This is a genomic window from Terriglobus saanensis SP1PR4 (assembly GCF_000179915.2).
Lineage (GTDB): Bacteria > Acidobacteriota > Terriglobia > Terriglobales > Acidobacteriaceae > Terriglobus > Terriglobus saanensis.
Genome location: NC_014963.1, coordinates 4,859,878 through 4,884,240, shown reverse-complemented (window position 1 = coordinate 4,884,240; position 24,363 = coordinate 4,859,878). Strand labels below are relative to the sequence as shown.

Annotated in this window: 28 protein-coding genes; 20 read left to right on the top strand and 8 right to left on the bottom strand. The window is 60.6% G+C overall.

Annotation, left to right across the window (positions count from 1 at the left end; translation table 11 throughout):
- Nucleotides 1-420 (top strand): EamA family transporter, encoded by a 420-nt coding sequence (locus tag ACIPR4_RS20400; RefSeq protein WP_013570566.1) that lies wholly within the window; start codon nucleotides 1-3, stop codon nucleotides 418-420.
- Here the strand turns inward: ACIPR4_RS20400 and ACIPR4_RS20395 are convergent.
- Nucleotides 417-1,145, bottom strand: coding sequence for a dienelactone hydrolase family protein (locus ACIPR4_RS20395; protein WP_013570565.1), 729 nt, complete (start codon nucleotides 1,143-1,145; stop codon nucleotides 417-419). The genes ACIPR4_RS20400 and ACIPR4_RS20395 overlap by 4 nt on opposite strands.
- Between ACIPR4_RS20395 and ACIPR4_RS20390 the strand changes: the two genes are divergently transcribed.
- Nucleotides 1,124-2,221, top strand: coding sequence for a rhodanese-like domain-containing protein (locus ACIPR4_RS20390; RefSeq protein ID WP_245536399.1), 1,098 nt, complete (start codon nucleotides 1,124-1,126; stop codon nucleotides 2,219-2,221). The genes ACIPR4_RS20395 and ACIPR4_RS20390 overlap by 22 nt on opposite strands.
- A gap of 238 nt (nucleotides 2,222-2,459) precedes the next feature.
- Here the strand turns inward: ACIPR4_RS20390 and ACIPR4_RS20385 are convergent, their stop codons facing one another.
- Nucleotides 2,460-3,356, bottom strand: a complete 897-nt coding sequence (locus ACIPR4_RS20385; RefSeq protein WP_222829246.1) for an SDR family oxidoreductase — start codon at nucleotides 3,354-3,356, stop codon at nucleotides 2,460-2,462.
- A gap of 18 nt (nucleotides 3,357-3,374) precedes the next feature.
- Between ACIPR4_RS20385 and ACIPR4_RS22870 the strand changes: the two genes are divergently transcribed.
- Genes ACIPR4_RS22870 through mnmG form a run of 3 tightly spaced genes read left to right on the top strand, consistent with a single transcriptional unit; the run spans nucleotide 3,375 to nucleotide 5,964 of the window.
- On the top strand, nucleotides 3,375-3,668 hold the full coding sequence (locus ACIPR4_RS22870) for a hypothetical protein (protein ID WP_013570562.1): 294 nt from the start codon (nucleotides 3,375-3,377) through the stop codon (nucleotides 3,666-3,668).
- On the top strand, nucleotides 3,659-4,078 hold the full coding sequence (locus ACIPR4_RS20375) for a PIN domain-containing protein (RefSeq protein WP_013570561.1): 420 nt from the start codon (nucleotides 3,659-3,661) through the stop codon (nucleotides 4,076-4,078). Before ACIPR4_RS22870 ends, ACIPR4_RS20375 begins: the two co-directional genes overlap by 10 nt.
- Entirely contained in the window at nucleotides 4,075-5,964 is a 1,890-nt protein-coding gene (gene mnmG, locus ACIPR4_RS20370) for a tRNA uridine-5-carboxymethylaminomethyl(34) synthesis enzyme MnmG (protein WP_013570560.1), read from the top strand. Before ACIPR4_RS20375 ends, mnmG begins: the two co-directional genes overlap by 4 nt.
- Before the next feature lie 4 nt (nucleotides 5,965-5,968).
- Here mnmG and ACIPR4_RS20365 read toward each other — a convergent pair whose 3' ends face one another.
- Nucleotides 5,969-6,259 (bottom strand): DUF5076 domain-containing protein, encoded by a 291-nt coding sequence (locus ACIPR4_RS20365; RefSeq protein ID WP_013570559.1) that lies wholly within the window; start codon nucleotides 6,257-6,259, stop codon nucleotides 5,969-5,971.
- Between the two features lie 117 nt (nucleotides 6,260-6,376).
- On the opposite strand from ACIPR4_RS20365, the gene dnaB reads away from it, so the two are divergent.
- From dnaB to ACIPR4_RS20330, 7 genes are all read left to right on the top strand, one after another.
- The gene (gene dnaB / locus ACIPR4_RS20360; protein WP_013570558.1) at nucleotides 6,377-7,768 is read left to right on the top strand and encodes a replicative DNA helicase; all 1,392 of its coding nucleotides are present in this window, start codon (nucleotides 6,377-6,379) and stop codon (nucleotides 7,766-7,768) included.
- A gap of 12 nt (nucleotides 7,769-7,780) precedes the next feature.
- Nucleotides 7,781-8,989: an MFS transporter gene (locus ACIPR4_RS20355; RefSeq protein ID WP_013570557.1), complete on the top strand. Its 1,209-nt coding sequence runs from the start codon at nucleotides 7,781-7,783 to the stop codon at nucleotides 8,987-8,989.
- A gap of 74 nt (nucleotides 8,990-9,063) precedes the next feature.
- Nucleotides 9,064-9,429: a VOC family protein gene (locus tag ACIPR4_RS20350; protein WP_013570556.1), complete on the top strand. Its 366-nt coding sequence runs from the start codon at nucleotides 9,064-9,066 to the stop codon at nucleotides 9,427-9,429.
- A gap of 28 nt (nucleotides 9,430-9,457) precedes the next feature.
- Complete coding sequence (locus ACIPR4_RS20345) at nucleotides 9,458-10,168, top strand: helix-turn-helix transcriptional regulator (RefSeq protein ID WP_013570555.1); 711 nt, start codon at nucleotides 9,458-9,460, stop codon at nucleotides 10,166-10,168.
- A gap of 8 nt (nucleotides 10,169-10,176) precedes the next feature.
- Nucleotides 10,177-11,358, top strand: a complete 1,182-nt coding sequence (gene alr, locus ACIPR4_RS20340) for an alanine racemase (protein ID WP_245536398.1) — start codon at nucleotides 10,177-10,179, stop codon at nucleotides 11,356-11,358.
- A 35-nt stretch (nucleotides 11,359-11,393) separates the two neighbouring features.
- Nucleotides 11,394-11,801, top strand: a complete 408-nt coding sequence (locus tag ACIPR4_RS20335) for a hypothetical protein (RefSeq protein WP_013570553.1) — start codon at nucleotides 11,394-11,396, stop codon at nucleotides 11,799-11,801.
- Between the two features lie 6 nt (nucleotides 11,802-11,807).
- Nucleotides 11,808-12,344, top strand: a complete 537-nt coding sequence (locus ACIPR4_RS20330) for a DUF488 domain-containing protein (protein WP_013570552.1) — start codon at nucleotides 11,808-11,810, stop codon at nucleotides 12,342-12,344.
- 41 nt (nucleotides 12,345-12,385) lie between these two features.
- Here the strand turns inward: ACIPR4_RS20330 and ACIPR4_RS20325 are convergent, their stop codons facing one another.
- Nucleotides 12,386-13,825, bottom strand: coding sequence for a nitronate monooxygenase (locus ACIPR4_RS20325; protein WP_013570551.1), 1,440 nt, complete (start codon nucleotides 13,823-13,825; stop codon nucleotides 12,386-12,388).
- Between the two features lie 204 nt (nucleotides 13,826-14,029).
- Here ACIPR4_RS20325 and ACIPR4_RS20320 point away from each other — a divergent pair, with 204 nt between their 5' ends.
- From ACIPR4_RS20320 to ACIPR4_RS20285, 8 genes are all read left to right on the top strand, one after another.
- Nucleotides 14,030-15,238, top strand: a complete 1,209-nt coding sequence (locus tag ACIPR4_RS20320; protein ID WP_013570550.1) for an alpha/beta hydrolase family protein — start codon at nucleotides 14,030-14,032, stop codon at nucleotides 15,236-15,238.
- Between the two features lie 274 nt (nucleotides 15,239-15,512).
- A complete protein-coding gene (locus ACIPR4_RS20315) occupies nucleotides 15,513-16,775 on the top strand; it encodes a serine hydroxymethyltransferase (RefSeq protein ID WP_013570548.1) in 1,263 nt (420 codons plus the stop codon).
- Nucleotides 16,776-16,866: 91 nt separating this feature from the next.
- Entirely contained in the window at nucleotides 16,867-18,261 is a 1,395-nt protein-coding gene (locus ACIPR4_RS20310) for a mercuric reductase (RefSeq protein ID WP_013570547.1), read from the top strand.
- A gap of 223 nt (nucleotides 18,262-18,484) precedes the next feature.
- Nucleotides 18,485-18,670, top strand: a complete 186-nt coding sequence (locus tag ACIPR4_RS20305; protein WP_013570546.1) for a hypothetical protein — start codon at nucleotides 18,485-18,487, stop codon at nucleotides 18,668-18,670.
- Nucleotides 18,670-19,647, top strand: coding sequence for an SPFH domain-containing protein (locus ACIPR4_RS20300; RefSeq protein WP_013570545.1), 978 nt, complete (start codon nucleotides 18,670-18,672; stop codon nucleotides 19,645-19,647). The genes ACIPR4_RS20305 and ACIPR4_RS20300 overlap by 1 nt, the downstream gene beginning before the upstream one ends.
- 216 nt (nucleotides 19,648-19,863) lie before the next feature.
- Nucleotides 19,864-20,694, top strand: a complete 831-nt coding sequence (locus tag ACIPR4_RS20295; RefSeq protein WP_013570544.1) for a glycoside hydrolase family 16 protein — start codon at nucleotides 19,864-19,866, stop codon at nucleotides 20,692-20,694.
- 39 nt (nucleotides 20,695-20,733) lie between these two features.
- On the top strand, nucleotides 20,734-21,228 hold the full coding sequence (locus tag ACIPR4_RS20290) for a hypothetical protein (RefSeq protein WP_041587039.1): 495 nt from the start codon (nucleotides 20,734-20,736) through the stop codon (nucleotides 21,226-21,228).
- Between the two features lie 47 nt (nucleotides 21,229-21,275).
- Nucleotides 21,276-22,958, top strand: a complete 1,683-nt coding sequence (locus ACIPR4_RS20285) for a M28 family peptidase (RefSeq protein WP_013570542.1) — start codon at nucleotides 21,276-21,278, stop codon at nucleotides 22,956-22,958.
- A 7-nt stretch (nucleotides 22,959-22,965) separates the two neighbouring features.
- Here ACIPR4_RS20285 and ACIPR4_RS20280 read toward each other — a convergent pair whose 3' ends face one another.
- From ACIPR4_RS20280 to ACIPR4_RS20270, 4 genes are read right to left on the bottom strand one after another with little or no spacing between them, the layout of a single operon-like run.
- The gene (locus ACIPR4_RS20280; protein ID WP_013570541.1) at nucleotides 22,966-23,355 is read right to left on the bottom strand and encodes a helix-turn-helix domain-containing protein; all 390 of its coding nucleotides are present in this window, start codon (nucleotides 23,353-23,355) and stop codon (nucleotides 22,966-22,968) included.
- Nucleotides 23,327-23,491, bottom strand: a complete 165-nt coding sequence (locus ACIPR4_RS23595; RefSeq protein WP_425358325.1) for a type II toxin-antitoxin system RelE/ParE family toxin — start codon at nucleotides 23,489-23,491, stop codon at nucleotides 23,327-23,329. The genes ACIPR4_RS20280 and ACIPR4_RS23595 overlap by 29 nt, the downstream gene beginning before the upstream one ends.
- Nucleotides 23,492-23,500: 9 nt before the next feature.
- Nucleotides 23,501-23,734: a hypothetical protein gene (locus tag ACIPR4_RS20275; protein WP_041586223.1), complete on the bottom strand. Its 234-nt coding sequence runs from the start codon at nucleotides 23,732-23,734 to the stop codon at nucleotides 23,501-23,503.
- Between the two features lie 39 nt (nucleotides 23,735-23,773).
- The gene (locus ACIPR4_RS20270) at nucleotides 23,774-24,361 is read right to left on the bottom strand and encodes a hypothetical protein (protein ID WP_013570540.1); all 588 of its coding nucleotides are present in this window, start codon (nucleotides 24,359-24,361) and stop codon (nucleotides 23,774-23,776) included.
- Nucleotides 24,362-24,363 lie beyond the last annotated feature (2 nt).

The following is a 24,363-nucleotide window of genomic DNA, read 5'->3' as shown; positions in this document are numbered from 1 at the left end:
ATGGGTTGGTTGGGGTGGGCGCTTTTGAGTGCGGTCTTTGCCGCGGCAACGGCGGTGCTGGCGAAGATCGGCGTGAAGGGTGTGGACTCCAACCTGGCGACGGCGGTGCGCACGACGGTGGTGCTTGTCTTTGCGTGGGGTTGGGCTTACGCGCTGGGGGCGCATGGTGGTCTGGGGCGGATCGAACGCCGCAGCTGGATGTTTCTGGTGCTGAGCGGTTTGGCGACGGGAGCGAGCTGGATCTGCTACTTCCGCGCGCTGCAGATGGGCGATGCCGGGCGCGTTGCGCCGATCGACAAGCTGAGCGTGGTGCTGGTGATCCTGTTTGCGTGGGCGTTTCTGGGCGAGGGGATGTCTGTGAGCAAGGTCGTGGGTGGCGGGTTGATCGCAGCCGGGGCCGTGGTGCTGGCGCGAGGTTAATGTTCGGGGCGGAACTGGCGGGCGAGCCAGTCTACGGTGATGGACTGCAGGGCGATGCGCAGCGTGGCGTAGTTGTGGTCGGTGCGCATGTGCATGTGCAGGGAGTGCGGACTGGTGGGTTTGATTGCGAGCAGGAGCGCTTCGGTCTGGGGTGCGCTGCCGTCTTCGGCGGAGAAGAGAAGGACGGGGCGGGTGGCTACTTTGGGCGCACCGGGCGCTCCCTGTGTGGGGAGAGAGATCAGGACGACTGCTGGGATCTGCGCATTCTGTGTAAACAGGGCCAGGGCGGCGGTTGCGCCTTCGCTGTAACCAAGGGGGACGACCTTTTTGGGGTCGGCGAAGTAGGTGGTGGCGTTGGTCTGGACGAAGGCGCTCTCGGCCTCGGCGTCTTCCGTGGCTGTGGCTGGGGTGTAGGTGCCGGTAACGCCTGCGGTGCCGCGCGAATGGACGGCGAGGACGTTCCAACCGGCGCGGCGAAGGGTCTGGGCCAGGTCGCCGTTTTGCTCGGAGCCGAGGCCGTTGAGCAGGAGCACGGTGGGGTGAGGCTTATTCCCTTCAGCGAGATAGAAGACGCCGGGGAGCGGTGTGCCATGGGACGGGATGGTGACGTCGAGGTTGCGGGCGGGGAATTTCAGATCGGGATTGGGGTCTACCAGAAGAGCGGAATTGATCTGGGCGTGGGCCGCAGGGAGCAGCAGAGCGAGTGCGAGGACGAACGGGCGCATGCGAGAGTATTTCATCTCGCATTGGCATACGGTCAGGAGAGTTATTCCTGCATCCAAACCGGCATAGCGAATTTTTTGCGGGTGGCGGTATGGGCTGGGCAGCGGTGTGGGTAGCGGGGCACGGGTATATCGCCGTGGGGGTGATTCTGTTTCTTTCCTCGCTCGGCCTGCCGATGCCGGTGGTGGTGACGATGTTGCTGGCCGGAGCGGCCGCGCATGCGGGCAAGCTCTCTATCGTGCATCTGTTTGTTCTCGGGGTGCTGGTAGAAAACATCGGCGCGACGCTGATGTATCTTGCAGGCCGGACGACGGGTTGGTGGCTGCTGGGACGGTTGTGCCGTCTTACGATGGATCCCGAGGTCTGCATCTTCCGGTCGGCGGATTTCTTCTATGAGAAGGGCGCGCGCACGCTGCTGATCGCGCGGTTCGTGCCGGGTTTGAACTCCATGGCCCCGCCGCTGGCGGGCAGCCTGCATATGCGTCCCTTCCGGTTCTGGCGGATGGATGTTGTGGGCGCGATGTTGCACTGCGCGGCCTGGATGGGCGTTGGATTCCTGCTCAGCCCTTTTCTGTTGAAGATTACGAACGCCCTGGCCGTTGTGGGACATGTGGTTCTGGGAGTGGTGGCGCTGGCGGCGTTTGGGTATGCCGCCGCGTGGCTGGTGGTGGCGATCAAGGGACGGAAGTATTCGCAGGTGGCTCGGGTTACGGCGGAAGAGGTTCTGGAGCGGCTGGAAAATCCGACGCTGGACCGCCCGGTGGTGATCGCGGATGTGCGCAGCCATGGCTATTACGATCCCGGGATGCAGCGGATCAAGAACTCGATCCGCGTGGAGCCGAGTCGTCTGTTGCCTGAGCTGGAGGCGCTGCGCGAGACGCTGGCTCCGGAGTGTGAGATCTATGTGTACTGCTCGTGTCTGCGGGATGCGACGAGTGCGCGGATTGCGCACATGCTCAACGAGCGCGGGAACAATGTGCGTGTGATTCAGGGTGGGCTGAAGGCTTGGACGAAGGCCGGGTTTCCGATGGAGCTGGTGCCCGAGGATGATATGCGGCATCTGCCGCGGTTTGATTGAAAGCAAATCCCCTCTTTGTCATCCCGTAGCGTAGCGGAGGGATCTGTTTTTCGGGTTCTTCCTGGGGCGCTCTTCTAGGGAAAGATGCGCTTTCAGCGCATGGCCCCTTCCTCGACATCTGGTTTGTGCGCTCTGCGCGATCTCACCCTTTTCCACCCCAGCGAACAAAAAGCCGTTCGCCGGGGACCCCGGTTTCGCGATGAAGCCGCGAAGAATGGGGCACAGTGCGGTGTGTTGCCTAGCTGTCGATGCCGCTTGCTTTGAGCAGAATGCTCTGGAAGAGGCGCATGGGCAGGAGGGTGCGGAGAAGTTTTGCTGAGCGGGCGTCTTTGCCGATGAGGTAGCGGAGTTTCGGGTTTGGCGATTGTGCGATGCGGAGGATGAGGTCGGCGATCTGCTGCGGGTCGGCCTTGCTCATCTTTCCATTTCCAATCTGGGCGAGGAATGCCTGCGAGCGTTTGTAGTTGGGTGAGCCCGGGGACTGCGTCGCTGAGGTGATGGTTGCGTTGCGGCTCCAGATGTCGGTGTCGAAGGCACCGGGTTCGACCAGGCTGACGTGAATGCCGAGGCTGCGTAGCTCCATGCTGAGCGCTTCGCTCCAGCCTTCGAGAGCGAACTTGGAGGCGTTGTAGCTGCCGAGGAGCGGGAAGGCGGTGAGGCCGGAGATGGAGGAGATCATGAGGATCTTCGCTCCGCCGGTTTGTCGAGTCTGCGCGCGCATGAGGGGCAGCATGGCGGTGGTGGTCTGAACTGCGCCAAAGAAGTTGGTTTCGAACTGATGACGGAGCTCGGCGAGGGTGGTTTCTTCGGAGAAGCCCGCGAGCGCGTAGCCAGCGTTGTTCACGAGGACGTCGAGGCGGCCGTGGGTCGCCTTCACGTAATTGGCAGCCTCGGTAACCTGTGCGGAGTCCGTGACATCGAGTGCGTGCAGGTCGATTCGGTCCGCGAGGCCTTCGGCCTCTGCCTTTTCGCGCAGATGCGTCGCCCGGGCGAGGTCGCGCATGGTGGCTATGACGGTGTACCCGTTGCGCGCGAGGGTGAGCGTGGCCAGCAGGCCGATGCCGCTGGAGGCTCCTGTGATGAGGGCGACTTTCGGTGTTTTCTGCGGGATTGGCATGTGGCGAGGGTATCGCAAGAGGGTTATTCTTGAAATATGACCATTCACGTGCAGGAAGCGGATGTTGTGCGCGACTTTGCGAAGCTGATGGAGCATGTGCGCGCGGGGGACAGGGTGGAGTTGGAGCGAGCGGGAGAAGTCATCGCTGTGCTGCATCAACCGGAAGATGCGCCTTTGCGTGGGCGAACTGCGCACGAAATGATCGCTATCTTGAAGGCACGCGAAGAACAAGGCCATCCGCCTGCATTGATGGATGAAGCCTTTGCTGCGGACGTTCGGGAAGGGCATGAGCTGATGAATCAACCGCTCGAAGACGGTAAGTGGGACTGATTGTTGACACTTCGGTTCTGATCCGTGCGGAACGTGCAGAGGTGACCTTAGTCGATCTGCTTTTTCGTATAGGAGAGGCCGCTGAATCGGGATCGCTCTTCCTCTCCGCGATCACCATACTTGAGTTGGTACACGGTGTAGCCCGAGCGCGGACTGAGGTGCAGCGCAACAGGCGTGAAAACTTCCTGAAATCGGTTGAGAGTTCGGCGGGGATTTACCCTGTAGAGAGCAGCATCGCCCGTCGGGCCGGACTGCTGAATGGAGAATTGCGCGGGCGCGGTTTCACGATTGTGCTGGCTGATTCGATCATCGCTTCGACTGCACTTATATACGGTCATGGAGTTCTAACGCATAACGTACGGCACTTCACGCTGGTGCCGGAACTGCGGGTTGTTGAGGCAGGACTATGAGTTTTACCGAACAATACGATGTTGCCGTTGTGGGCGCGGGCCATGCCGGGTGCGAGGCTGCGGTTGCGGCTGCGCGCATGGGGCTGCGGACGGCGATCTTTACGCTGAACCTTGACCTGATTGCGCAGATGAGTTGTAATCCTGCGATTGGCGGGATTGCCAAGGGCCATCTTGTCCGTGAAGTGGATGCGATGGGTGGCGTGATGGGCGAGGTCGCCGATGCCTGCGGCATCCAGTTTCGTCTGCTGAATACGAGTCGTGGACCGGCGGTATGGTCGCCGCGCGCGCAGTGCGATAAGGCGCTCTACCGTGTGAAGATGCGCGAGGTGCTGGAGCGCGAGAAGAACCTTTTTATTAAGCAGGCTGAAGTTATTGATGTAGTGCTGGAGCCGGTCAGCGGGTCAGCGGGGCAGCGAGTCAGCACGGGGCAGCGGCGGATTACGGGGCTGCGGTTGCGGGATGGGCGCGTGATTGAGGCCAAGGCTGTTGTGATTACGACCGGAACATTTTTGAATGGGTTGATTCACTGTGGAGAGCAGCAGTACACCGCTGGGCGCAGTGGCGAACCTGCAAGTGTTCTGCTGGGTGAGTCGTTGAAGAAGCTTGGCCTGCGCGAGTGCCGTCTGAAGACGGGAACGCCTCCGCGTCTGGATGGGCGCACGATTGACTGGGCGCGTTTTGAGGAGCAACCCGGCGATGAGGAGCCGACTCCCTTCAGCTTCCGCACCAGCGAGGAGCAGTTTCCCGCGCTCAAGCAGATCAGTTGCTACATCGCCGTGACGACGCCGGAGACGCTGCAGCTGATCCGCGACAACGTGCATCGTTCGCCGATGTACACGGGGCAGATCGAAGGCATCGGGCCGCGCTACTGCCCGAGCATCGAAGACAAGATCGTCCGCTTTCCGGACAAGACGCAGCACCAGTTCTTCCTCGAACCCGAGGGCCTGAACACGCACGAGGTCTACATCAACGGCATGAGTACGAGCCTTCCGATGGAGGTGCAGAGTGCGATGGTGCGTTCGATCCCGGGGCTGGGAAACGCGGAGATGCTGCGTCCCGGGTATGCGATCGAGTACGACGCGATCGATGCGACGGAGCTGGATCGTTCGCTGAAGGTGAAGTCGATCGATGGTCTGTATCTTGCCGGGCAGATCAATGGGACTTCGGGCTACGAGGAGGCCGCGTGCCAGGGGCTGATGGCGGGCATCAATGCGTCGCTGAGTGTGAAGGGCGAGCCGATGTTTACGCTCGACCGCAGCGAAGGCTACACAGGCATCCTGATCGACGATCTCATCAGCAAGGGAACGAACGAGCCCTACCGCATGTTTACCTCGAGGGCGGAGTTTCGCCTGCATCTACGGATCGATAACGCCGATGTGCGTCTGACACCGAAGGCACGTGCGCTGGGGCTGATCACGGACGAGGCGTGGGCGGAGTTCGAAGCGCGGCAGATGCGGATGGCCCGTTTGAAGGTGGCGCTGGAGACGACGCGCGTCGACGGCGAGCTTCTGGCGAAGCGGTTGAAGCGGCCCGAGGTGACGGTCTTCGACCTGATCCCTTCGCTGACGGCTTCGGAGTTCTCTGGTCCGCTCGGCTGGCGGCTGAAGAGCGAAGCCAAAGCCGTCGAGACGCAGATCAAGTACGCGGGCTATCTCGCGCAGCAGGACCGCTCCGTGGAGAAGCTGAAGGCGAGCGAGGCGCGGGTGATTCCTACCTCGTTCAGCTATAAGGGAATCTCCGGCCTTTCCCGCGAGATGCAGGAGAAGCTGGAGCGTGTGCGGCCGATGACGGTGGGGCAGGCTGGCGGCATTCCCGGCGTGACGCCCGCGGCGATGACGCTGATCAATATCCTGATCGAAGTGCATACGCGCGAACTGGCGTCGTAGGAGGCTAGTTCGGGTCGCCTTCTTCGCCTGAGCCGTCGAGGTCGTGGTCGAAGCCCTCGCGCAGGCGGTCGAGGAAGTCGTCGGTGTTGACGTGGCGGTCCTGCTCGGCGTGCGCGTTGGCGATGTGGCGGGCCAGGTCGGCCAGAAGCGTGCCCCAGTCGGCGGGATCTTCCCACATGCCGAAGGCAAGCGCGATGTGCTGGTCCTGCTCCGCAATCCAGACGCGGAGGACTTCGAGAGAGCGCGGGTCACGCTGGGCGGCGGCGGGGATCTGGAGCTGTTCTTTGGCGGACATCGTGGTTCCTCAGGATGATTGTCTCCCGAAGTCCACGAAGAGAGCCACCTTATCCTAGAAGTTCACAGGTGACTCCTGAGCGCGAGGTCTTATCCTGTAAGAGATCGGAAGGGCCCCATGGCAACATTTCTCCATATTCTCGAAAAAGACGGTCTTCCCGCATCGCTGCACACGGAGCGCGTGATTCTGGGCGCGATGCTGACGGATCCTGTCGCCGTGGTCGACGCGACGGCCAAACTGCACCCGGAAGATTTTTCGGTGGACTCGCATCGCCGGATCTACATCGTGATTCTTGAGTTGGTGGAGTTGGGTTATGCCATTGACGCCGTCACGGTGGCCGATGCTCTGAAGACCAAGAAGGAGCTGGAGGCTGTTGGAAATCCCTCCTACCTTGCCTCGTTGCAGGAAGGCCTGCCACGCCATCTTGCGATTGAGAACTACGTCCAGATCGTGAAGGACAAGAGCATCCTTCGCAACGTGATGAAGGTCTGCGAAGAGGGCTTGAACCGTGCCGCCGATCAGAGTGAACAGTCCCTCGGTCTGCTGAACGACCTGGAGTCGCGGCTCTTGGAGATCTCCGAGGGCGCTGTGCGGCGTGGACTTTCTGACGTCGGCTCCATCGTCTCGGAGAGCTTCGGTTCCATCGACGAGCTGATGGAGCAGGGGCAGGAGGTCACGGGTCTACAGACGTTTTATACCGAGTTCGACCGGATGACGAGCGGTTTGCAGCCGGGTGAGTTGACGATCATCGCCGCGCGTCCTTCCATGGGCAAGACGGCATGGGCGATCAACATTGCGCAGAACGCGGCGCTGCGTGGCAACAAGATCGTGGCGGTCTTCTCGCTCGAAATGTCGAAGGAGTCGCTCCTTCGCCGTATGCTGGCCTCCGAGGCGATGGTGGGCGCGCGCAAGATCCAGCAGGGATTTATCGCGAAGGACGACCGTGGCAAGCTGGTGAACGCGCTGGAACGGCTGGTGGGATCGAAGATCTACATCGACGACACGCCGGGCATTGCGCTGGCCGAAATGCGTGCGAAGGCGCGGCGTCTGAAGCAGCAGGAGGGCGGCATCGACCTGATCGTCGTCGATTACCTGCAGCTGATGACGGCGGGTGCGACGGGCGGCGGCAAGGGCCGGTTTGAAAACCGTACGCAGGAGGTCTCGGCGATCTCGCGCGGTCTGAAGGCGCTGGCGAAGGAGCTGGGTGTGCCGGTGGTGGCTCTGTCGCAGCTCTCCCGTGGCAGTGAACAGCGCGCGGGCGACAAGAAGCCGTTGCTCTCCGATCTGCGTGAGTCTGGATCGATCGAGCAGGACGCCGACGTGGTCTGCTTCATCCACCGCGAGGAGTACTACGACCGCGAAAACGAAGACCTGAAGGGCAAGGCGGAGATCATCATCGCCAAGCAGCGTAACGGTCCTACTGGATCGGTACAGCTGGCTTATATTGCGGACTTCACACGCTTTGAAAACCCGATTGGAGCAGGCGGGGACGACTATGCGGGCTACTAGCCTGCGCCCCGCATGACGCGCGAGTTCAAGGCATGGATGGTGGGCGTTGCCTACCTTCCGTTTGGGCTGTTCAACGGGTTTGTAGCGGCGGCGCTGCCGTTGCTGCTCACGCAGCGCGGCATGGCGCTCGACCGTGTTGCGGGCATCACGTTTATCGTTCTCCTGCCGAGCTTTCTCAGCTTTCTTCTAACGCCACTGGTGGACTGCGGTCTGGCGCGCAGGGTGTGGGCCTGGGTGCTGGCCTGCGTCGCTGCGCTTTGTCTTGCCTGTGCCGTGCTGGGGCTGGATGCTGCCGTGGCGAGTCCGCATGGCCGCGCTTTGCTTACCGCCGTGCTGACGCTGGGTTATCTCTCGGTGCAGATGTATGGATCGACCATTGGCGGCATGGTGCCGAATCTTGTGGACGAGACGCGGTTGGCCGCTGCCGGGATGTGGCTCAACATTGCTTATCTCGGAGGCATGGCGGGGGGAACACTGATGGTCGTTGCTGTGACGCGCCTGCCGCGCGTGGGGGCGGCTGGTGTGGGCTCATTGGAGATGCTTCTGCCGCCCTGTATTCTGCTGCTTGCGCGGCATGAGGAGCGAGTGCCCCGGCGCGTTGCGGAGGCGATGCGTACAGTCCTTAGTGATCTCTGGACGGTCATTCGGCAGCCGCGCTATGCCCTGGGGTTCCTGATCTTTCTGGCGCCTGCGGCCACCTTTGTCGCGACCAATTATTTCGGAGGCATGGGCGCGGATTTCGGTGCGCTTCCGGGTCGGACGGCGTGGATTACGGGTGTGGGCGTGGCAATTCTTTCCAGCGTGGGTGCGGTGCTAGGCGGCTGGTTGTCGGCTCGTTATGACCGCCGCTGGCTGTTTGTCGGGGCGGGTGTGCTCTCGTCCATCGCTACGCTGGGTATGGCCTTTGGGCCACGTCTCTGGTGGGTTTTCTTTGCGGGTGTCAGCCTGTATGCGCTGCTTGCCGGGGTGAACTATGTTGCGGCGAGCGCGTTGGCTTTCCAGTTGATCGGGCGCGATAATCCACTGAGCGCCACGCTGTATGCCATACTGATGGCCGCCTGCAATGTGGCGATTGAGATTATGGTGCTCAGCGATGGGCGGGCCTATCGAGTGGCGGGGGCGCATGGTCTTCTTCTTACCGAGGGTGCGGTGAGTATCTGTGTGGGCGTCTCTGTCCTTGCTCTGGTCTCTTTCGTCGACAGAAGATCCAAAGCCTGCTGACAGGATGGTGTCAGCAGGGTGTCAGTAGTCTCTTCCTGTAGCCGCAAGAGACGCGGCTTACAAGGAGAAGACCGATGAGCGATGCACTGACCTTTTTTGAGATACCCACGGTCGATATCGATCGGGCAGGAAGGTTTTACGAAGAAGTTTTGCAGGTGAAGCTCACCAGCATAGAGAGTGGCGGAGAACCGATGCGGCTCTTTCCCGCTCCCGCGCCCTTTATTCAGGGCGCACTCGTCTACCGTGAGGAACAGAAGCCTTCCATGGGCGGAACGCTGGTGTACCTGCGGCTGCTGGGAGATGTGGATGCTGCCATTGCGCGCGTGAAGCCTGCTGGCGGTTCCGTCATCATGCCGAAGATGACCCTCTCCGGCGTTCCCGGCGAATTTTTCTGCCTGAGGGATACAGAAGGAAACCTCGTCGGCGTTCACGGCGCGTAGGAGGCGTAAATGGCAGTAGGATGTCAGTATGCGACGAGCCGATAGACTATTCCGCGTGGTGCAGATGCTGCGTTCCGGCAGGATGCTGACGGGAGCGCAGTTGGCGTCCAAGCTGGAGGTCTCCACGCGCACGCTCTATCGCGATATTGCAGACCTGCAGGCGAACGGCGTGATGATCGAAGGCGAAGCGGGCGTGGGTTACACGCTGCGTCGCGATATGGACCTTCCGCCGATGCAGTTCACGGCTGAGGAGATGACGGCGCTCGTCCTGGGAGCGCGGATGGCCTTCGCCTGGGGTGGCGAGCAGACGGGCGCGGCGGCCAAGGACGCGCTCCGCAAGATTGAAGCCGTACTCCCAGCCCCCATGCGCGCCGAGATGGACATGGTGCAGATGTATGCGCCCACCTCCTGGATGCCGAAAGAGCAGCGCCAGCGGATTGACGCTCTCCATGGCGCGTCTGTGCGGACGCATATCGCGGCGTTTATCTATGAGAAGCTGGACGGTACGGTGACGAGCAGGCGTGTGTGGCCGCTGGCGCTCGTCTTCTGGGGCGGCGTCTGGACGCTGGCGGCGTGGTGCGAAAAGCGTGAGGACTTCCGTAACTTCCGCCTCGACCGCATGCGCGAGGTTGTGGTGCTGGAAGAGGTGTTTACGCCCAAGCGCGGGCAGAGGCTCAAAGATTACATGCGGTCTGTTGTGCCGGAGAAAGAAGTAAAGAAGATGGGCCTCATACGATGAGAGAAGTAGTGACCAACGCAATGCGCCCGGTATGGGCAGAGGTTTCCGCTTCAAAGCTGACGCGCAATTTGCGGGCAGTACAGGCAACGGCGGGTGTGGATGTTCTGGCGGTCGTCAAAGCAGATGGCTATGGCCACGGCGCGGTGGAGTGCGCGCCGGTGCTGGCGGCGGCGGGGGCAAAGTGGCTTGGCGTGACCTCTGTGGAAGAGGGCGTGCGTGTGCGGCAGGCGCTCGGCATCCTTCCGCAGGGCATTGCGCCGCGCGTGCTGGTCATGTGCGGCGTTTGGGCGGGCGAAGCAGTGGCCGCAATACGGTACGCCCTGACGCCAGTAGTGTGGGAGCCGTATCACCTCGATCTGATGGAGGCCGAGGCGAAGAAGCTTGGCCTGCGGGACGTGGCCGTACACGTCGAGGTGGACACGGGCATGGCGCGGCAGGGCGTAAGGCCCGGCGCGCAGATGGCGGCCCTGTTGCAGCGCTTCGGGCCGGAGTCTCGGTTGAAGCTGGAGGGTGTGATGTCGCACCTGGCTTCGGCGGAGATCGTCCACGGAGCGCAGACGGAGTCGCAGATGGCCCGCTTCGCCTGCGCGCTGGAACAGGTGCGTGAGACCGGCCTCCGACCTGCCCTTGTGCATGTGGGTAACACCTCCGCGGTGGACTGCGGTGTGGTGATGCCGCAGTTGCGCGTGATGGCAGAAAGTCTTGGCGCTATGCCGATGACGCGGGCTGGTCTTGCACTTTATGGCTATGCGCTGGATCTCGAAGGCGGCGCGCCGGAACTGCATCCGGAGCCCGTCATGACTTGGAAGACGCGTGTTGTTTCGCTGCGCGAGGTGCAGGCGGGCGATCACGTCGGCTATGGCGGAACGTTTACCGCGGTGAAGACCATGCGTCTCGCGCTGTTGCCGGTGGGATATGCGGATGGTCTGCGCCGCGAACTTTCTTCGCCCGCAGGCGCGGTGCTGCTTCACGGAAGGCGCGCAGCGGTGGTGGGGCGTGTCTCGATGGACCTTACGATCGTGGATGTCACGGAGATTCCCGGTGTGGAGATCGGCGAAGAGGCTGTGCTGATCGGCGCGCAGGGCGCAGAACGCATTGGCGCAGAAGAGCATGCGCGCTGGGCGGAGACGATTCCGTATGAGATCATCTGCGGCATCTCCGAGCGCGTTTCCCGCGTGATTGTGGATTAGCGTTATTCTCGTTGCAAAGTTGGAAGGCAGGGCACGTGAAGTCGAAAAAGATCTCTTCAAAAAGTAAGCGCGATCCCCTCGACAAGATAGGCCTCATGGCGGCGGAGGTTGGGCTGATGGGCGCACTGGGTCTGGTGATCTACGTGGGGCGCAATCAGCCTTCGTATCTTCTGCAAGCGATGTTTGTGTTGTGGGTCTCCGCGCCGTTCGTGGCTCTGCTGGTGGCGCATGTGCGTGCGAAGCAGTGGTCTTCCGCCGCGCGCAGGACGCTCTGCTGGTTGTCGCTGGTGGTGACGGTCTTTTCGCTGGCGCTGTACGGTTTGGTCGCGTTGCATCCGCCACGGACGAAGACCGGCCTCGTCTTCGTGATGGTGCCGCCCCTGTCGTGGCTGCTCTTTGCCTTTGCTGGCATCGTGTCCAGTCTGCGGACGCGCCGCGTCTAACAGAGCATGCTCGTGTTTACGGTGGGCCACTCCACACGGACGATCGAAGAGTTCGTCGGCATGCTACAGACGCATGGCGTGCAGAGCGTTGTGGACACGCGCACGGTCCCACGCTCGCGGCATAATCCGCAGTTCGCGCAAGAGGCGCTTTCGGCTTCGTTACAGGCAGCGGGGTTGCGTTACGTGTGGATGGGCAAAGAGCTCGGCGGCTTTCGCAAACCCGTGCCCGATTCGATCAACAACGCCTGGCGCAACGATAGCTTTCGCGGCTATGCGGACTACATGCAGACGGCGGCGTTTACTGAGGCGTTAGAGAAGCTGATCGCTCTGGCAAGCGAAGAACGCGTCGCCGTGATGTGCGCGGAGGCGGTGCCGTGGCGCTGCCATCGTTCGCTGACTGCGGATGCACTGGTGGCTCGGGGTATTGAGGTGCACGAGATTGTGAGTGCGGCGAAGACTTCGTTGCATGTGCTGTCGAAGATGGCGCATGTCGAGGGTGACAGGGTGACCTATCCGCTGAGTGGGCGGCTGGAGTTTCCCTAACGCCAGGGTGCTTTCTCCTTCTGCGGCAACAGGAAGGTACTCTAAGCCGTCGCAGGCTCGGGCTGTAATAGTGCATGGAGGACGTCCGCCGCATCGTAGCTCGACCGGCCCGGCGGAAGAAACTGGTGGACGTGGATCAGGTCGTAGCCAGCGGTGATCATGGCCGGCTCACGATGTTTGCCGCTCCGTACCTGCTCTAAACCGATATTGGCCAGCAGAGCATTGCAGAGGCACTTCCTTCCCGCCGTATCTTCGACGCGGCCGCCCTTCGAAAGAAAGAGGGGCAGCGGTTCAGCCGGGCACCGATAACCGACCTCGCCGTCGGCGGTGCGATAGGCCTCGCGCAAAAAACCGAGGTCGCAGATGCGCGGACGCGACGAGCCCACGAGTTCGTCAGAGCCTGTGCCTTCCAGCATCGCAACCTTGAAAGGAAAGCCGGTAGGCGAAGCCAGTGGGTCGGTAAAGATGTGTGCCTTGCCAGCAGCGGATTCAGCGAGGAGACGCTCCTTGTAATCCGAACGCAGGCCGGACTCTGTTGCGAACTCGAAAGCGGTGCCAACCTGTACGCCGGTTGCGCCCTGGGAGAGGGCTTCCCGTAGTTTTTCGGCGCTTCCATAGCCGCCTGCCAGCCAGAACGGTACGCCCAGTTCGCATAGCTTGCCTACATCGACGCCGTCGCGTTCGCCATAGACCGGCTCGCCTGCGGCGGAGAGTTGCATCCTCCCCCTCGGAGGAGCATTGTGGCCTCCTGCTGAGTTCATCTCGACCACAAGTCCGTCCACCCTCCCATTTGCTTTCTTCACCATGGTGCTTGCCAACGTGTTGGAAGAGACGATGGCAAGGAAACGAGGGCGCTCCAGGGGAGCAAGCTCCTGCTCCATGTAATCGCGGGGGTCGAAGTGCATCGTATTGTCGTCGCTCTCCAGCGCGCCGGTGACGTGGAACGTGTACTCCACGGCCTGGTGGGTCGTAAGCCGATCGAGCACGCCCGGAATCTTGAGCGGAATGCCTGCTCCTATGATGATGTAGCTCACACCGGCAAGCATGGCTCCGTAGATGGTCGGCAGATGCGCCGCCTGGATCTTCTCCAGATAGTTAATGCCGACGGGGTTCTGGTGGCCCTCACGCGCCAGGAAGACTTCGACGAAGTTGCTGAGGATGCACAGTTCCACGGAGGCCCGCGAGTTTGTCAGTCCAAGCGGAGGTGCTGTCTGGTAAGCCACAGCCTCGTCCTTGCCACCGGCGATGAAGTATTTGTTCCAGATGCGCTCTGCCATGGCTGGAAAGGGAAACGCGAGCATCCCGCGTCGCATATCCCCGCCCGGATCGCCGTCCTGCAAGCGTCGTATCAACACCTGATCCAGCGCAGTACCTGATACCACGCCGAGTTGTCCCTGCTGCGAGACTGCCTGTGCCAGCCTCCAGTTCGATATGCCCGTCCCCATACCGCCCTGAATAATTACCGGATAATTCTTCGTCATGTGTTCTATCTTGCCTCTCCAACAACGCAGCGATCGTCTTAGTTTTGTAACTTCCAAGGGCAAGGAATCACAGCCCTACGGGATGCAAAAGTAACACCGATTCAAAGGCTCGACAGTGATGCCTGTCACCGCGCCAGAGAGCGATAACCGCTAGAGCAATCTTTGTGCAAGAGGAAGATTCTCCAGGGTTGGTAGACTTAAAGAATGTTCGGAAAGCTTTATTCGCAGTGGATGTTCAAGTGGGAGACTGCGCTCACCACACGAGACACCAACCGTATTGTGCGGCCAATGGAATGGGGCTTCGACTGGCTCAGTGACTTTAGCGCGACGGCTGCCTCTGCCACGGAGCAGGACGCCGATGCGCTGGAGAAGATGCTCCGCATCAATGATGAGATCGTTGCTAACGGCGAAGCGTTCTATGGCTATGACACGCCTACGGATTTTCGACTGGAAGAGCGTTTCCCTGACCTCTTTCCCACGAACGTCCGTCCCGAGACGCTGAAGCAGGCGGCGCAGGTACGTGCCGATGCCGAGAGCGGAAAGCTGGACAAGGCGCAGTTTCTACGGTTTACCTCGCCCGTTCGTACCAAGCATCCGGAGAATGACCAGGTGAATGCGCGCTGGTATCCGGAGCCGGAAGACAAGCGGAAGCCCGGCCCGAGGCAGGCGATCATCGTGATGCCGCAGTGGAATGCGGATGCCTTCAGCCACAACGCTCTTTGTTCGATCTTCAACAAGTTCGGCGTCGCGGGTCTGCGCCTGTCGAAGCCGTACCATGATGTCCGCCGACCGGCGGAGCTGGAGCGCAGCGACTACGCCGTGAGTTCCAATGTGGGACGAACCATCTCTGCCTGCCGTCAGGCGGTGGTGGACATCCGCAGCTGTGTGGACTGGCTGGAGTCGCAGGGGTACGAGCAGATCGGTGTTCTGGGGACAAGTCTGGGGAGCTGCTATGCGTTTATGGCGGCGGCGTTCGATTCGCGTCTGCAGGTCTGCGTCTTCAATCATGCTTCGACGCGCTTTGGAGACGTCGTCTGGACGGGCCAGAGCACGCGGCATGTGCGCGAGGCGTTTGAGCAGGTGGGCATGGGGCAGGCTGAGGTACGGCGGGTCTTCATGGGCATCAGCCCGGAGAGCGTGATGGACCGCTATGCGGCGGAGACGTCGCGCCAGACGCTGGTCATTCACGCAACCTACGATCTGACGTTCCTGCGGGAGTTTTCGCTGGAGGTGCTCACGGCCTTCCGGCAGCGCGGTGTGGACTTTGTCAGCAAGGTTCTGCCCTGCGGGCACTACACCACGGGCGAGACGCCGTACAAGTATATGGATGGATGGTGGATGGGGAGCTTTGTTTACAAGGCCTACAAGCGGCTGCGAGAACGGGCCGCAAAACCTGCAGCCTCGGCGGCTTAGCTGGGTCGCTTGGCCGGGTTACTTAGATTGTCTTCCGGACCGAGTGACCGGTGAAGGAAGCGATGACACAGGGCGCGATCAGGATCGCGAGGAAGACGGCGGAGATAATCAGGTCGCTCATGGCAGATCTCTTTCCTTGCAGCCGAAAGAGTTGGCCTCTTTGCGGCCTGATTAGAATCTCCTCATTTTGCGGTCGCCTCTATCCCACGGATGCCTCATTGCCACTGCACTTCCGTAGTACGGACGTATGCCCTATTAGTGGGATAATCGAGGTATGTCGATCGATTTTGCCGCTCCGCTTGCCTCCTCTGATCCCGAGATTGCAGCACTTATAGAAAAAGAAATTGTCCGCCAGCACGAAGGTCTGGAGATGATTGCCTCGGAAAACTTTGTCAGCCGCGCCGTGATGGAAGCGGCTGGAACCGTCTTTACCAACAAGTATGCCGAAGGTTATCCCGGCAAGCGCTACTACGGTGGTTGCGAGTTCGCCGATGTGGTGGAGAATATCGCCCGCGATCGCGCCAAGGAGCTCTTCGGCGCGGAGCACGTCAACGTACAGCCCCACTCCGGTTCGCAGGCCAATGCCGCGGCGTACATGAGCATCATTCAGCCGGGCGATACGCTGCTCGGGCTCGACCTCGCGCATGGCGGACATCTCACGCACGGGCACAAGCTGAACTTTTCCGGCAAGCTTTACAAGATCGTCGGCTACCATGTGCGTCGCGATACCGAAGTCGTGGACTATGACGAGCTGGAAGCTCTCGCCAAGCGCGAGATGCCGAAGGTGATCGTCGGCGGCGGCTCTGCGTACCCGCGCCAGTTCGATTTTCCCCGCATGCGGCAGATTGCGGACGCCGTGGGAGCAAAGCTCATGGTGGACATGGCGCATTTCGCGGGCCTCGTCGCCGGTGGAGCGCATCCTTCGCCCGTACCGTATGCCGACATCGTCACGACGACGACGCATAAGACCCTGCGCGGACCGCGCTCCGGCATGATTCTTTCGAAGCAGGAGCTTGCCGCCAGCATCGACCGCAGCGTCTTTCCTGGACAGCAGGGCGGACCTCTCGTCCACGTTGTTGCGGCGAAGGCCGTGGCCTTCAAGGAGGCCCTGCAGCCGGACTTCAAGGTTTACGCCGCGCAGGTCGTCGCGAACGCGAAGGCGCTGGCTGAGGCGCTCGCCGGAGAAGGCTATCGCGTCATCTCCGGCGGTACGGACACGCATCTTTTGCTCGTGGATGTCTTTGCCAAGGGTATGTTCGGCAGTGAAGCCGAGAACGCGCTAGGAGCTGCGGGCATCACGGTGAACAAGAATGCGATTCCCTACGACACCAACCCGCCGATGAAGCCCAGTGGCGTCCGCTTTGGAACGCCGGCGCTCACCACGCGCGGCATGAAGGAGCCGGAGATGCGCGAGATCGCCGCCTGGATCGCAGAGGCGCTGGAGCATCGCAACGATGCCGGTCGCCTGGAGCAGATTCGTGGCCGCGTCGGCGAGATGGCGGAGAAGTTTCCGCTCTACGATTGGCTTCGCGCGTAAACCTATTTGTAGCGATACTTCGAGGGGTGCTGGCTTCGGCCAGCGCCCCTTTTTTCTGCACGTTTCTTCGCTCGCTGGTAGGCTGAAACGCATGAGCGACGAACGTTTTGACGCAGTGATTCTCGGCAGTGGACAGGCGGGTGTACCGCTCGCAAAAGACCTGGCAAAGGCGGGCCAGAGTGTTGCCATCGTGGAGAGTTGGCACATCGGCGGCACCTGCGTGAACGTAGGCTGTACGCCCTCCAAGACGCTGGCGGCCAGCGCGCGCGTGGCGTACCTTGCGCACCGCTCATCGGATTTCGGCATCTCCGGCGGTGAGATCCACACTGATATGCCTGCGGTGATCGCCCGCAAGCGGCAGATCGTCGAACATTCGAATGCCAGTAACATCAAAGGCCTTGAAAAGGCAGGCGCGACCATCATCATGGGCGAAGGCGGCTTCGCCGAGCAGCCTGCGTCCGCTGGCGAATATGCCATCGCAGTGAAAGCAGCGGATGGAACCGAACGTCGTCTCATTACGAAGCAGGTCTTTTTGAATACCGGCGAACGTCCAGTGGTTCCTGAGCTGAAGGGGCTGGACAACGTTCCTTTCCTCGACAGCACCTCCATCATGGAGTTGGAAGAGGTGCCCGACCATCTCATCGTCCTGGGCGCGGGGATCGTTGCGTTGGAGTTCGCGCAGATGTTTCACCGCTTCGGTGCCGCGGTTACGGTGATCGAACGCGGCACGCGCCTGCTGCCGCATGAGGACGAGGACATCTGCAGTTGCGCGCGAGACATCCTTCTCGAAGACGGCCTGGAGATTCTCTTTGAGACGGAGGCTGCCGAGGTGAGCGGAACGACGGGCAGCATCCGCTTGAAGCTGAAGGACGGCAAGGAGCTGCATGGAACGCATCTTTTGGTCGCCACGGGCCGCCGTCCGAATGTTGAGTCGCTGCATCTCGACCGCGTGGGTGTGAAGCAGAACGAGCACGGCTATATCGAGGTGAACGACCTGCTTGAAACTGGCGTCCCAGGCATCTGGGCGCTTGGCGATGTGAAGGGGCCACCGGCGTTCACACACGTCTCGTACGACGACTATCGCATCGTCGCAGCAAACCTCTTGCACAATGGTTCGCGCCGCGTCAGCGATCGCACGCTGGTTTACACCATCTACACAGACCCCGAGATCGGGCGCGTTGGTATGAACGAGATGGAAGCCCGCAAGGCGGGGAAGAAGATCCGCGTCGCCAGCGTTCCGATGAGTTACATGGCGCGCGCGCTGGAGATGGCGGAGTCGCGCGGCATGTTGAAGGCGATCATCGATACAGAGACGGACCTGATCCTCGGCGCGTCTATCGTGGGAGTCGAAGGCGGCGAGGTGATCGCGCAGATCCAGCTCGCGATGTTGGGCGGCCTGAAGTACACGGTGCTGCGCGATGCGGTCTTCTCGCATCCCACGAAGTCCGAAGTACTGAACACGCTCTTTATGAGCCTCGACTCATAGCAAAGGCAAGAGTGCGAAGACAAAAAGAATGCCTCGACACGTAAGTGCCGAGGCATTCTTTTGTCCAAGAAGTAAGCGGAGGGAAGACCTCCATGCTTTCTCTAGGATACTCCTGTTTTGGCCTTCGTAAATAGCACTTCGGATGGATGGTGCGGGGCACTTACTCGGCATAATCTTTCAGATGTTGGTTGGCCGGAGAAGTTACGAGGCCAGGCGAAGTACGATGCAGTTGAAATACCGGGTGCTCCTTTCCTTCCTGGTAATCGTCCTTGGATACAAGTTGATGATTACCGCGTTCCGCTGGATGAACTTAGCAAGCGACGCCGCTCTGTACGGCGGTATCGTCGTGCTTGTCGTTACGGTGGTGGGTGTACTTACCGCGGTGCGTTCCCTTTGGAGGCGGACGTAATGTCACTCTTTGAACAATTCAATTCTGAAAGTAAAACCACACTTACTCAGGATGTCCAGTTACAACGCGTAAAGAGATTGGTGCGTTATGCTGTCCTCTTAGTCATGACGTTTGTTGTGCTGAGTGTCTTCTTCAACTATGTGGCGTCTGTTACGCGCATCGGTGCCGGACACGTTGGCGTCGAGGTGGTCCTGAGTGGATCGCAGCGCGGCGCTTCGGAGATTCCGATTCGCACGGGCTGGGTCTTCTATAGCCCTCTGCGTTCGCAGATTGTGGAGTTCCCTACCTTCGTGCAGACGGTCAAATGGACGGAGAGCCTGAGCGAAGGCAGACCGACGAATGAAGCCATGAGCTTCAACTCGAAAGAGGGCATGGAGATCTACGCGGACGTCTCGCTCTCGTATGCGATCCAGCCCAGCCGCGTGCCGGACTTCTATGTGAAGTATCGCGTGACGGATCTCGATCAGTTCACGCACGGCATTCTGCGCGACACGGTACGCAACTCGCTTAACGAGGTCGCGTCTACGTTCACCGTGGAGCAGATCTACGGAGAACAGAAGACGGAGTTCCTGATGCGCGTGCAGAAGCTCATTCAGGACCGCATGGATCCTGTGGGCGTGGAGATCCAGCAGTTCGGCTTCATCGGTGCGCCGCGCGTCCCCAGCGTGATTGCCAACGCGATCACGGGCAAGGCGCAGGCGATCCAGGACGCCGAGCGTGCACGCAATGAGTTGGCGAAGACGCAGGCCGAAGCGGCGAAGACCATCGCCGAAGCAGACGGTGAAGCCAAAGCTTCTGTGACTCGCGCGCAAGGTGAGGCCGAAGCGAACCGCATTCGCCAGACCAGCATCACGCCGCAGCTGCTGGAGCTTCGCAAGCTGGAAAACCAGCGCGCCCTGATCGAGCGCTGGAACGGCCAGCTTCCCAGCGTGGAGACGGGCGGCAACACCATGATGCAGCTGCCGCCCGTTCGGTAACGTCTGCAGAGTGAAGAGCCATCCGCCAAATAGCTGAACCGCTGCACAGACTACGTCCGGATCGGGCGTAGTCTGTGCAACTCAAAAGCGATTCGATGTAAGCTCCGATGCTGCGACACCTTGAAGAGGTGCGGCTTCCCAAAAAGAACCTGGTCGCTATTTCCGAAGAAAATAAGCCTCGACCGTGAACCGCGCGTGGGAGCATGATAATCAGCAATGTTGTTTCAACGCCTCGTTGTCTTTCTAGCTGCGGGAATCTTTGTATCTTCAGCCATCGCGCAGAAGATCGTGGCTCCTCCCGGTTGGAAGCTCACGTGGCACGATGAGTTCAACGGGAGGGACGGCTCTTCGCCCGATCCGAAGAAGTGGGTCTACGATCTCGGCGGCAGCGGCTGGTACAACCATGAGCTGGAGACCTACACGGCGCGAACGAAGAACGTGCGGATGGAGCGCGGCAATCTCGTGATCGAAGCGCATCGGGAGGACTTTACCGGTGTCGACGGTAAGCCGCAGCACTTCACCTCTGCTCGCTTGAAGACGCTGGGTAGATTTGCGCAGCAATATGGCCGCTTCGAGGCACGCATCAAAATTCCGCAGGGGCGTGGGGCGTGGCCTGCCTTCTGGATGGAGGGCGTCAGCGCGGCACAGGTGAAATGGCCAGCGTGCGGCGAGATCGACATCATGGAGAACATCCCCAAAGACCCCGGCCGGGTCTACTCCACGCTGCATGGCCCCGGCTTCGGAGCCAGCAGTCTCTTGCAGGCGCGCCACGATCTGCCCGAAGGACAAAAGCTTGCGGACGACTTCCACGTCTACGCCGTCGAGTGGAGCAAAGAGAAGATGACGTTCTTCCTCGATGGTGCCGCGTATGGCAGCATGGTGCTCGATACCCCGGAGCATGGCCGCGACCTTCCGTTCGACCAGCCCTTCTTTATGATTTTGAACCTCGCCGTCGGTGGAGACTGGCCCGGCCCTCCGGACGCAAGCACGCAGTTTCCGCTGCGGATGCTCGTCGACTATGTGCGTGTTTATGCAAAGAAAAATTAGCGATTGCGCGAACCCCTTCCTTGTCGCATCATGGGCTGCATGAGCTATCTCCTTGTATTGCTGATCGGTGTATGCACCGGCCTTCGCACCATGACGCCGATTGCGGTGATTTGCTGGTTCGCCTATCTACACCACCTTGCGCTGACGGGATGGCGCGGATACGCCGCCTACCTGGTCTCCGTGGTGGTTTTCACGCTGGCCGCGCTCGGCGAACTCTATGGAGATAAGCTTCCCAATACAGCCAGCCGCCTCTCGCCTCCGGGCCTCGGCGCGCGTGTTGTCTTCGCTTCTCTCTGCGCGGCCATCCTGGCGCAGCCCCTTGTACTTCCGCTGGCCGTTGCGATCATCGCAGGTATTGTCGGCGCCCTGGTCGGTTCGTATGGCGGCTGGTTTGTGCGGACGCGCGCTGTGGCGGCGTTGAAGTGTCCGGACTGGAATGTTGCTGTGGTTGAGGATGCGGTCGCCATCTTGATGTCCATCCTCGCGGTATGGCTCGCTTTAGGAAACGTGAGCATCGCAATTACCGCTGCATAAGCCTTTCGCCATATCGTGCAAGACGGAGAGCATGCCATAGTGTTGGCATGCTCTCATTTAAGCAAGCGAAGTTCGCGGCCCTCGTTGCCTTGTGCGTTGGCGTTACGGCAGTAGCTCAGACAAGCACTATCCCGCAGCGCCTGCGCGCCGGATACAACGACATCTCGCAGGAACGCATGCGGGCCGATCTCACCTTCTTTGCGGGCGATGGCACAGAGGGTCGCATGACGCTCTCCGCCGGAGACCTCGCCGCGACGCAGTGGGTGGCTGCGGAGTTCGCCAAGGCTGGCTTGAAGCCCATTGCTACCGATGCAAACGGCAAGCCCAGTTACCTGCAGGCCGTTCCCGTCATCGACTACGCCAGCGACCCCAAGGCGACCGAGATCTCCTTCGAGCAGAATGGCAAGCATGAGAGCTGGCACGCGCCGCAGATCGGCGGAAGTTTTCGCGATCCTGTAAGCATCGACGCGGGGCTGGTCTACGTGGGCTACGGCATTACCGCGCCTGAGCTGCACTACGACGACTACGCAGGCGTCGATGTGAGCGGCAAGGTCGTCCTCATGATGGAGTACGAGCCGCAGGAGGACGACCAGCACTCGATCTTCAACGGTACCGGTCTTACCAGCCACGGTACATTGCGCGTGAAGGCGCTCAACGCCCAGCGGCATGGCGCCGTTGCGGTAATTATTTTGCCCGAACCCAACAGCACGCATCCTTCCACCGCAGCGCGTATGGCCCGCGTCTTTGCAGGCGTTACCGGCAAGCGCCTGACGCCGATCCCGCTGCAGCAACTCGATGGTGACGAACTCCACATCCCCCTGATGAACGTGCCTGTCGTCGTTGCGGACAAGTTTGTCTCTGCTTCGACCAGTGAGCTGCAGCGTTCCATCGACGCCGATCTCAAGCCGCGCTCGCAGGAAATCGTGGGTGCGAAGATCCACCTGCGCATGAAGAACCTGACCCGCACGCCCGGCGTGACGTACAACGCCGTCGGCCTGCTCGAAGGCAGCGACCCGAAGCTGCGTGCGGAGACGGTGATGCTCTCCGCGCACCACGACCACAATGGCGTCTCCGAAGTGGAAGAGCCGGACGGCACGCGCCACACCGGCATCTGGAGCGGAGCGGACGATAACGGCAGCGGCACGGTGGGCGTCGTTGCTCTGGCGCAGGCCTTCGCGAAGAACCCGGTGAAGCCGAAGCGCAGCTTGCTCTTCGTCGTCTTCGCGTCGGAGGAGCGCGGCTTTGAAGGCTCGAACTACCTCACGCAACATCCGCTCCGCGATCTCAGGACGACGCGCGCCCTCGTCAACTTCGACATGATCGGCCGCGATGAAAAGCCCAGCGCGCAGACCGAGGGACAGGTCGAGATCCCTGCGGATACAAGCAATCGCCTGAACCTGATTGGCTCGCTCTACTCACCCGATCTGCAGAAGATCGTGGAGCGCGAAGACAAGCGCGTCGGCCTTATCCTCGACGGCCGGTTCGACCGCGATACGACGCTCGGCCTCTTCTACCGCTCGGACCAGTTCCCCTTCGTCCTGCACGGCGTGCCGGCCATCTGGTTCTTCACCGGCTTCCATCCGGATTACCATCACACGACGGACACGGTGGAGAAGATCGACTTTCCCAAGATGCAGAAGATCGTGAGGCTGGCGTATCTCACACTGTTTGATGTGGGGGATGCAGCGGTGACGCCGACACTCAAACCCGGAGCAGCCGACGTCCAATAAATTGAGCTCAGCGTGCTTTCAAACTCAATTTTGCAGCGATGCGCTTCGGTGCCTTATGTGAGGCGGTGATGCTCGGTAATTTGCCAGCCTTTGGCTTCGTCAGCTTGACCTCGGCACCGAGATTCAGTTTTCCGGCGAACTTGATGAGCTTGCTGACGCTGAACTTGGAGACACGGCCATTCAAAAGATTGCTCACATCGGGCTGGTGAATCGCCAGCAGAGTGCCGAGCTCCTGCTGCGCGAAGCCTCGCTCTTGAATGTACTGAAGCAGATCGCGGTAGATCTCCGCTTTGACCTTGATCTCCAGAGCTTCAGAGGCGCTGAAGCCAAGCTCATCCAGCACACTTCCATGCGTCAGATGCGGGGTTTTATCCTTGTTGAAGTCTTTGCTTTTCATTCTTCTGCTCCTCTCGTAATCGTTGCTGCACTCGCTTCCAACGCTGCTCTGCTGTGGCAAGATCCCGCTTTTCTGTTTTGGCCGTGTTCTTTGTAAAGCAGTGCAGAACGTAGATGGTGTCTTTTACTCGGGCCAGATAGACCAGTCAATACCATTGGCTCTCGTCCGAATCCTTCAGCTCAAAGACTCCCGGAGCAATGGAAGGCATGGGGCGAACTGGAAGAGCGGCCATCTTGCCCTCCTGCATCTCCCCAAGAGCCACTCCGAAGTCTTCGCGAATAGGCTTTGGCCATGCGCGGAGGACCTCCAGAGAATCGCCCTCCCAGGACACAGCAATCCTGGATGCTTTGGTTGGCTTAGCCACATCTGAATATAGCATTTTTGCTATATCGGCAGGTTTTCTTTTAGCATGAGCGAATTAGACATACCGCCGCAGATTCTTAACATCCACCAGATCCTGATCCCGCCCGGTCGCGATTTTATTCGCGATCAAGGCTTCACGCGAGATGAAGTTATAACCTTCGTCCACAACGCGCGTACTCCATGCCTCTTCAAAGCTGACGCCTGAGATGCCTGTGAGGATATCGATGCGGTCCGGGTCTACGCCTATTTGGAAGACGACGTCCGGTTGAACGAAGTACGCGCCTGTGACGCCCTGGAGAGGACTGCCAAACTCCAGCAGCGCAAGAAAGACGCGCTCGGCGTTTTTGGGATCGGGCGAGACGAAGAGATCGATGTCTCCCGTAAACCGCGCGCGGGCGTAGATGGAGTACGCATAGCCGCCGACGATCAGGTAGCGCACGTTGTTTTTCGCGAAGAGCGTCAGCAGATCACGGTAGTCGGAGGTCAGTGGAAGCATCGGATCTTCCTTTGCTTGGTGTCGATGGGAGAGCGCCCACGTGCCCTGCATACGTTCGCGAATCGGCAATGTCTGCCAATAGCGATAGCTCTCTGCCTCCTGTTCTTCAAAGGAGGAAAAAACACGGGCTGTGCGGTCGATGGACATGG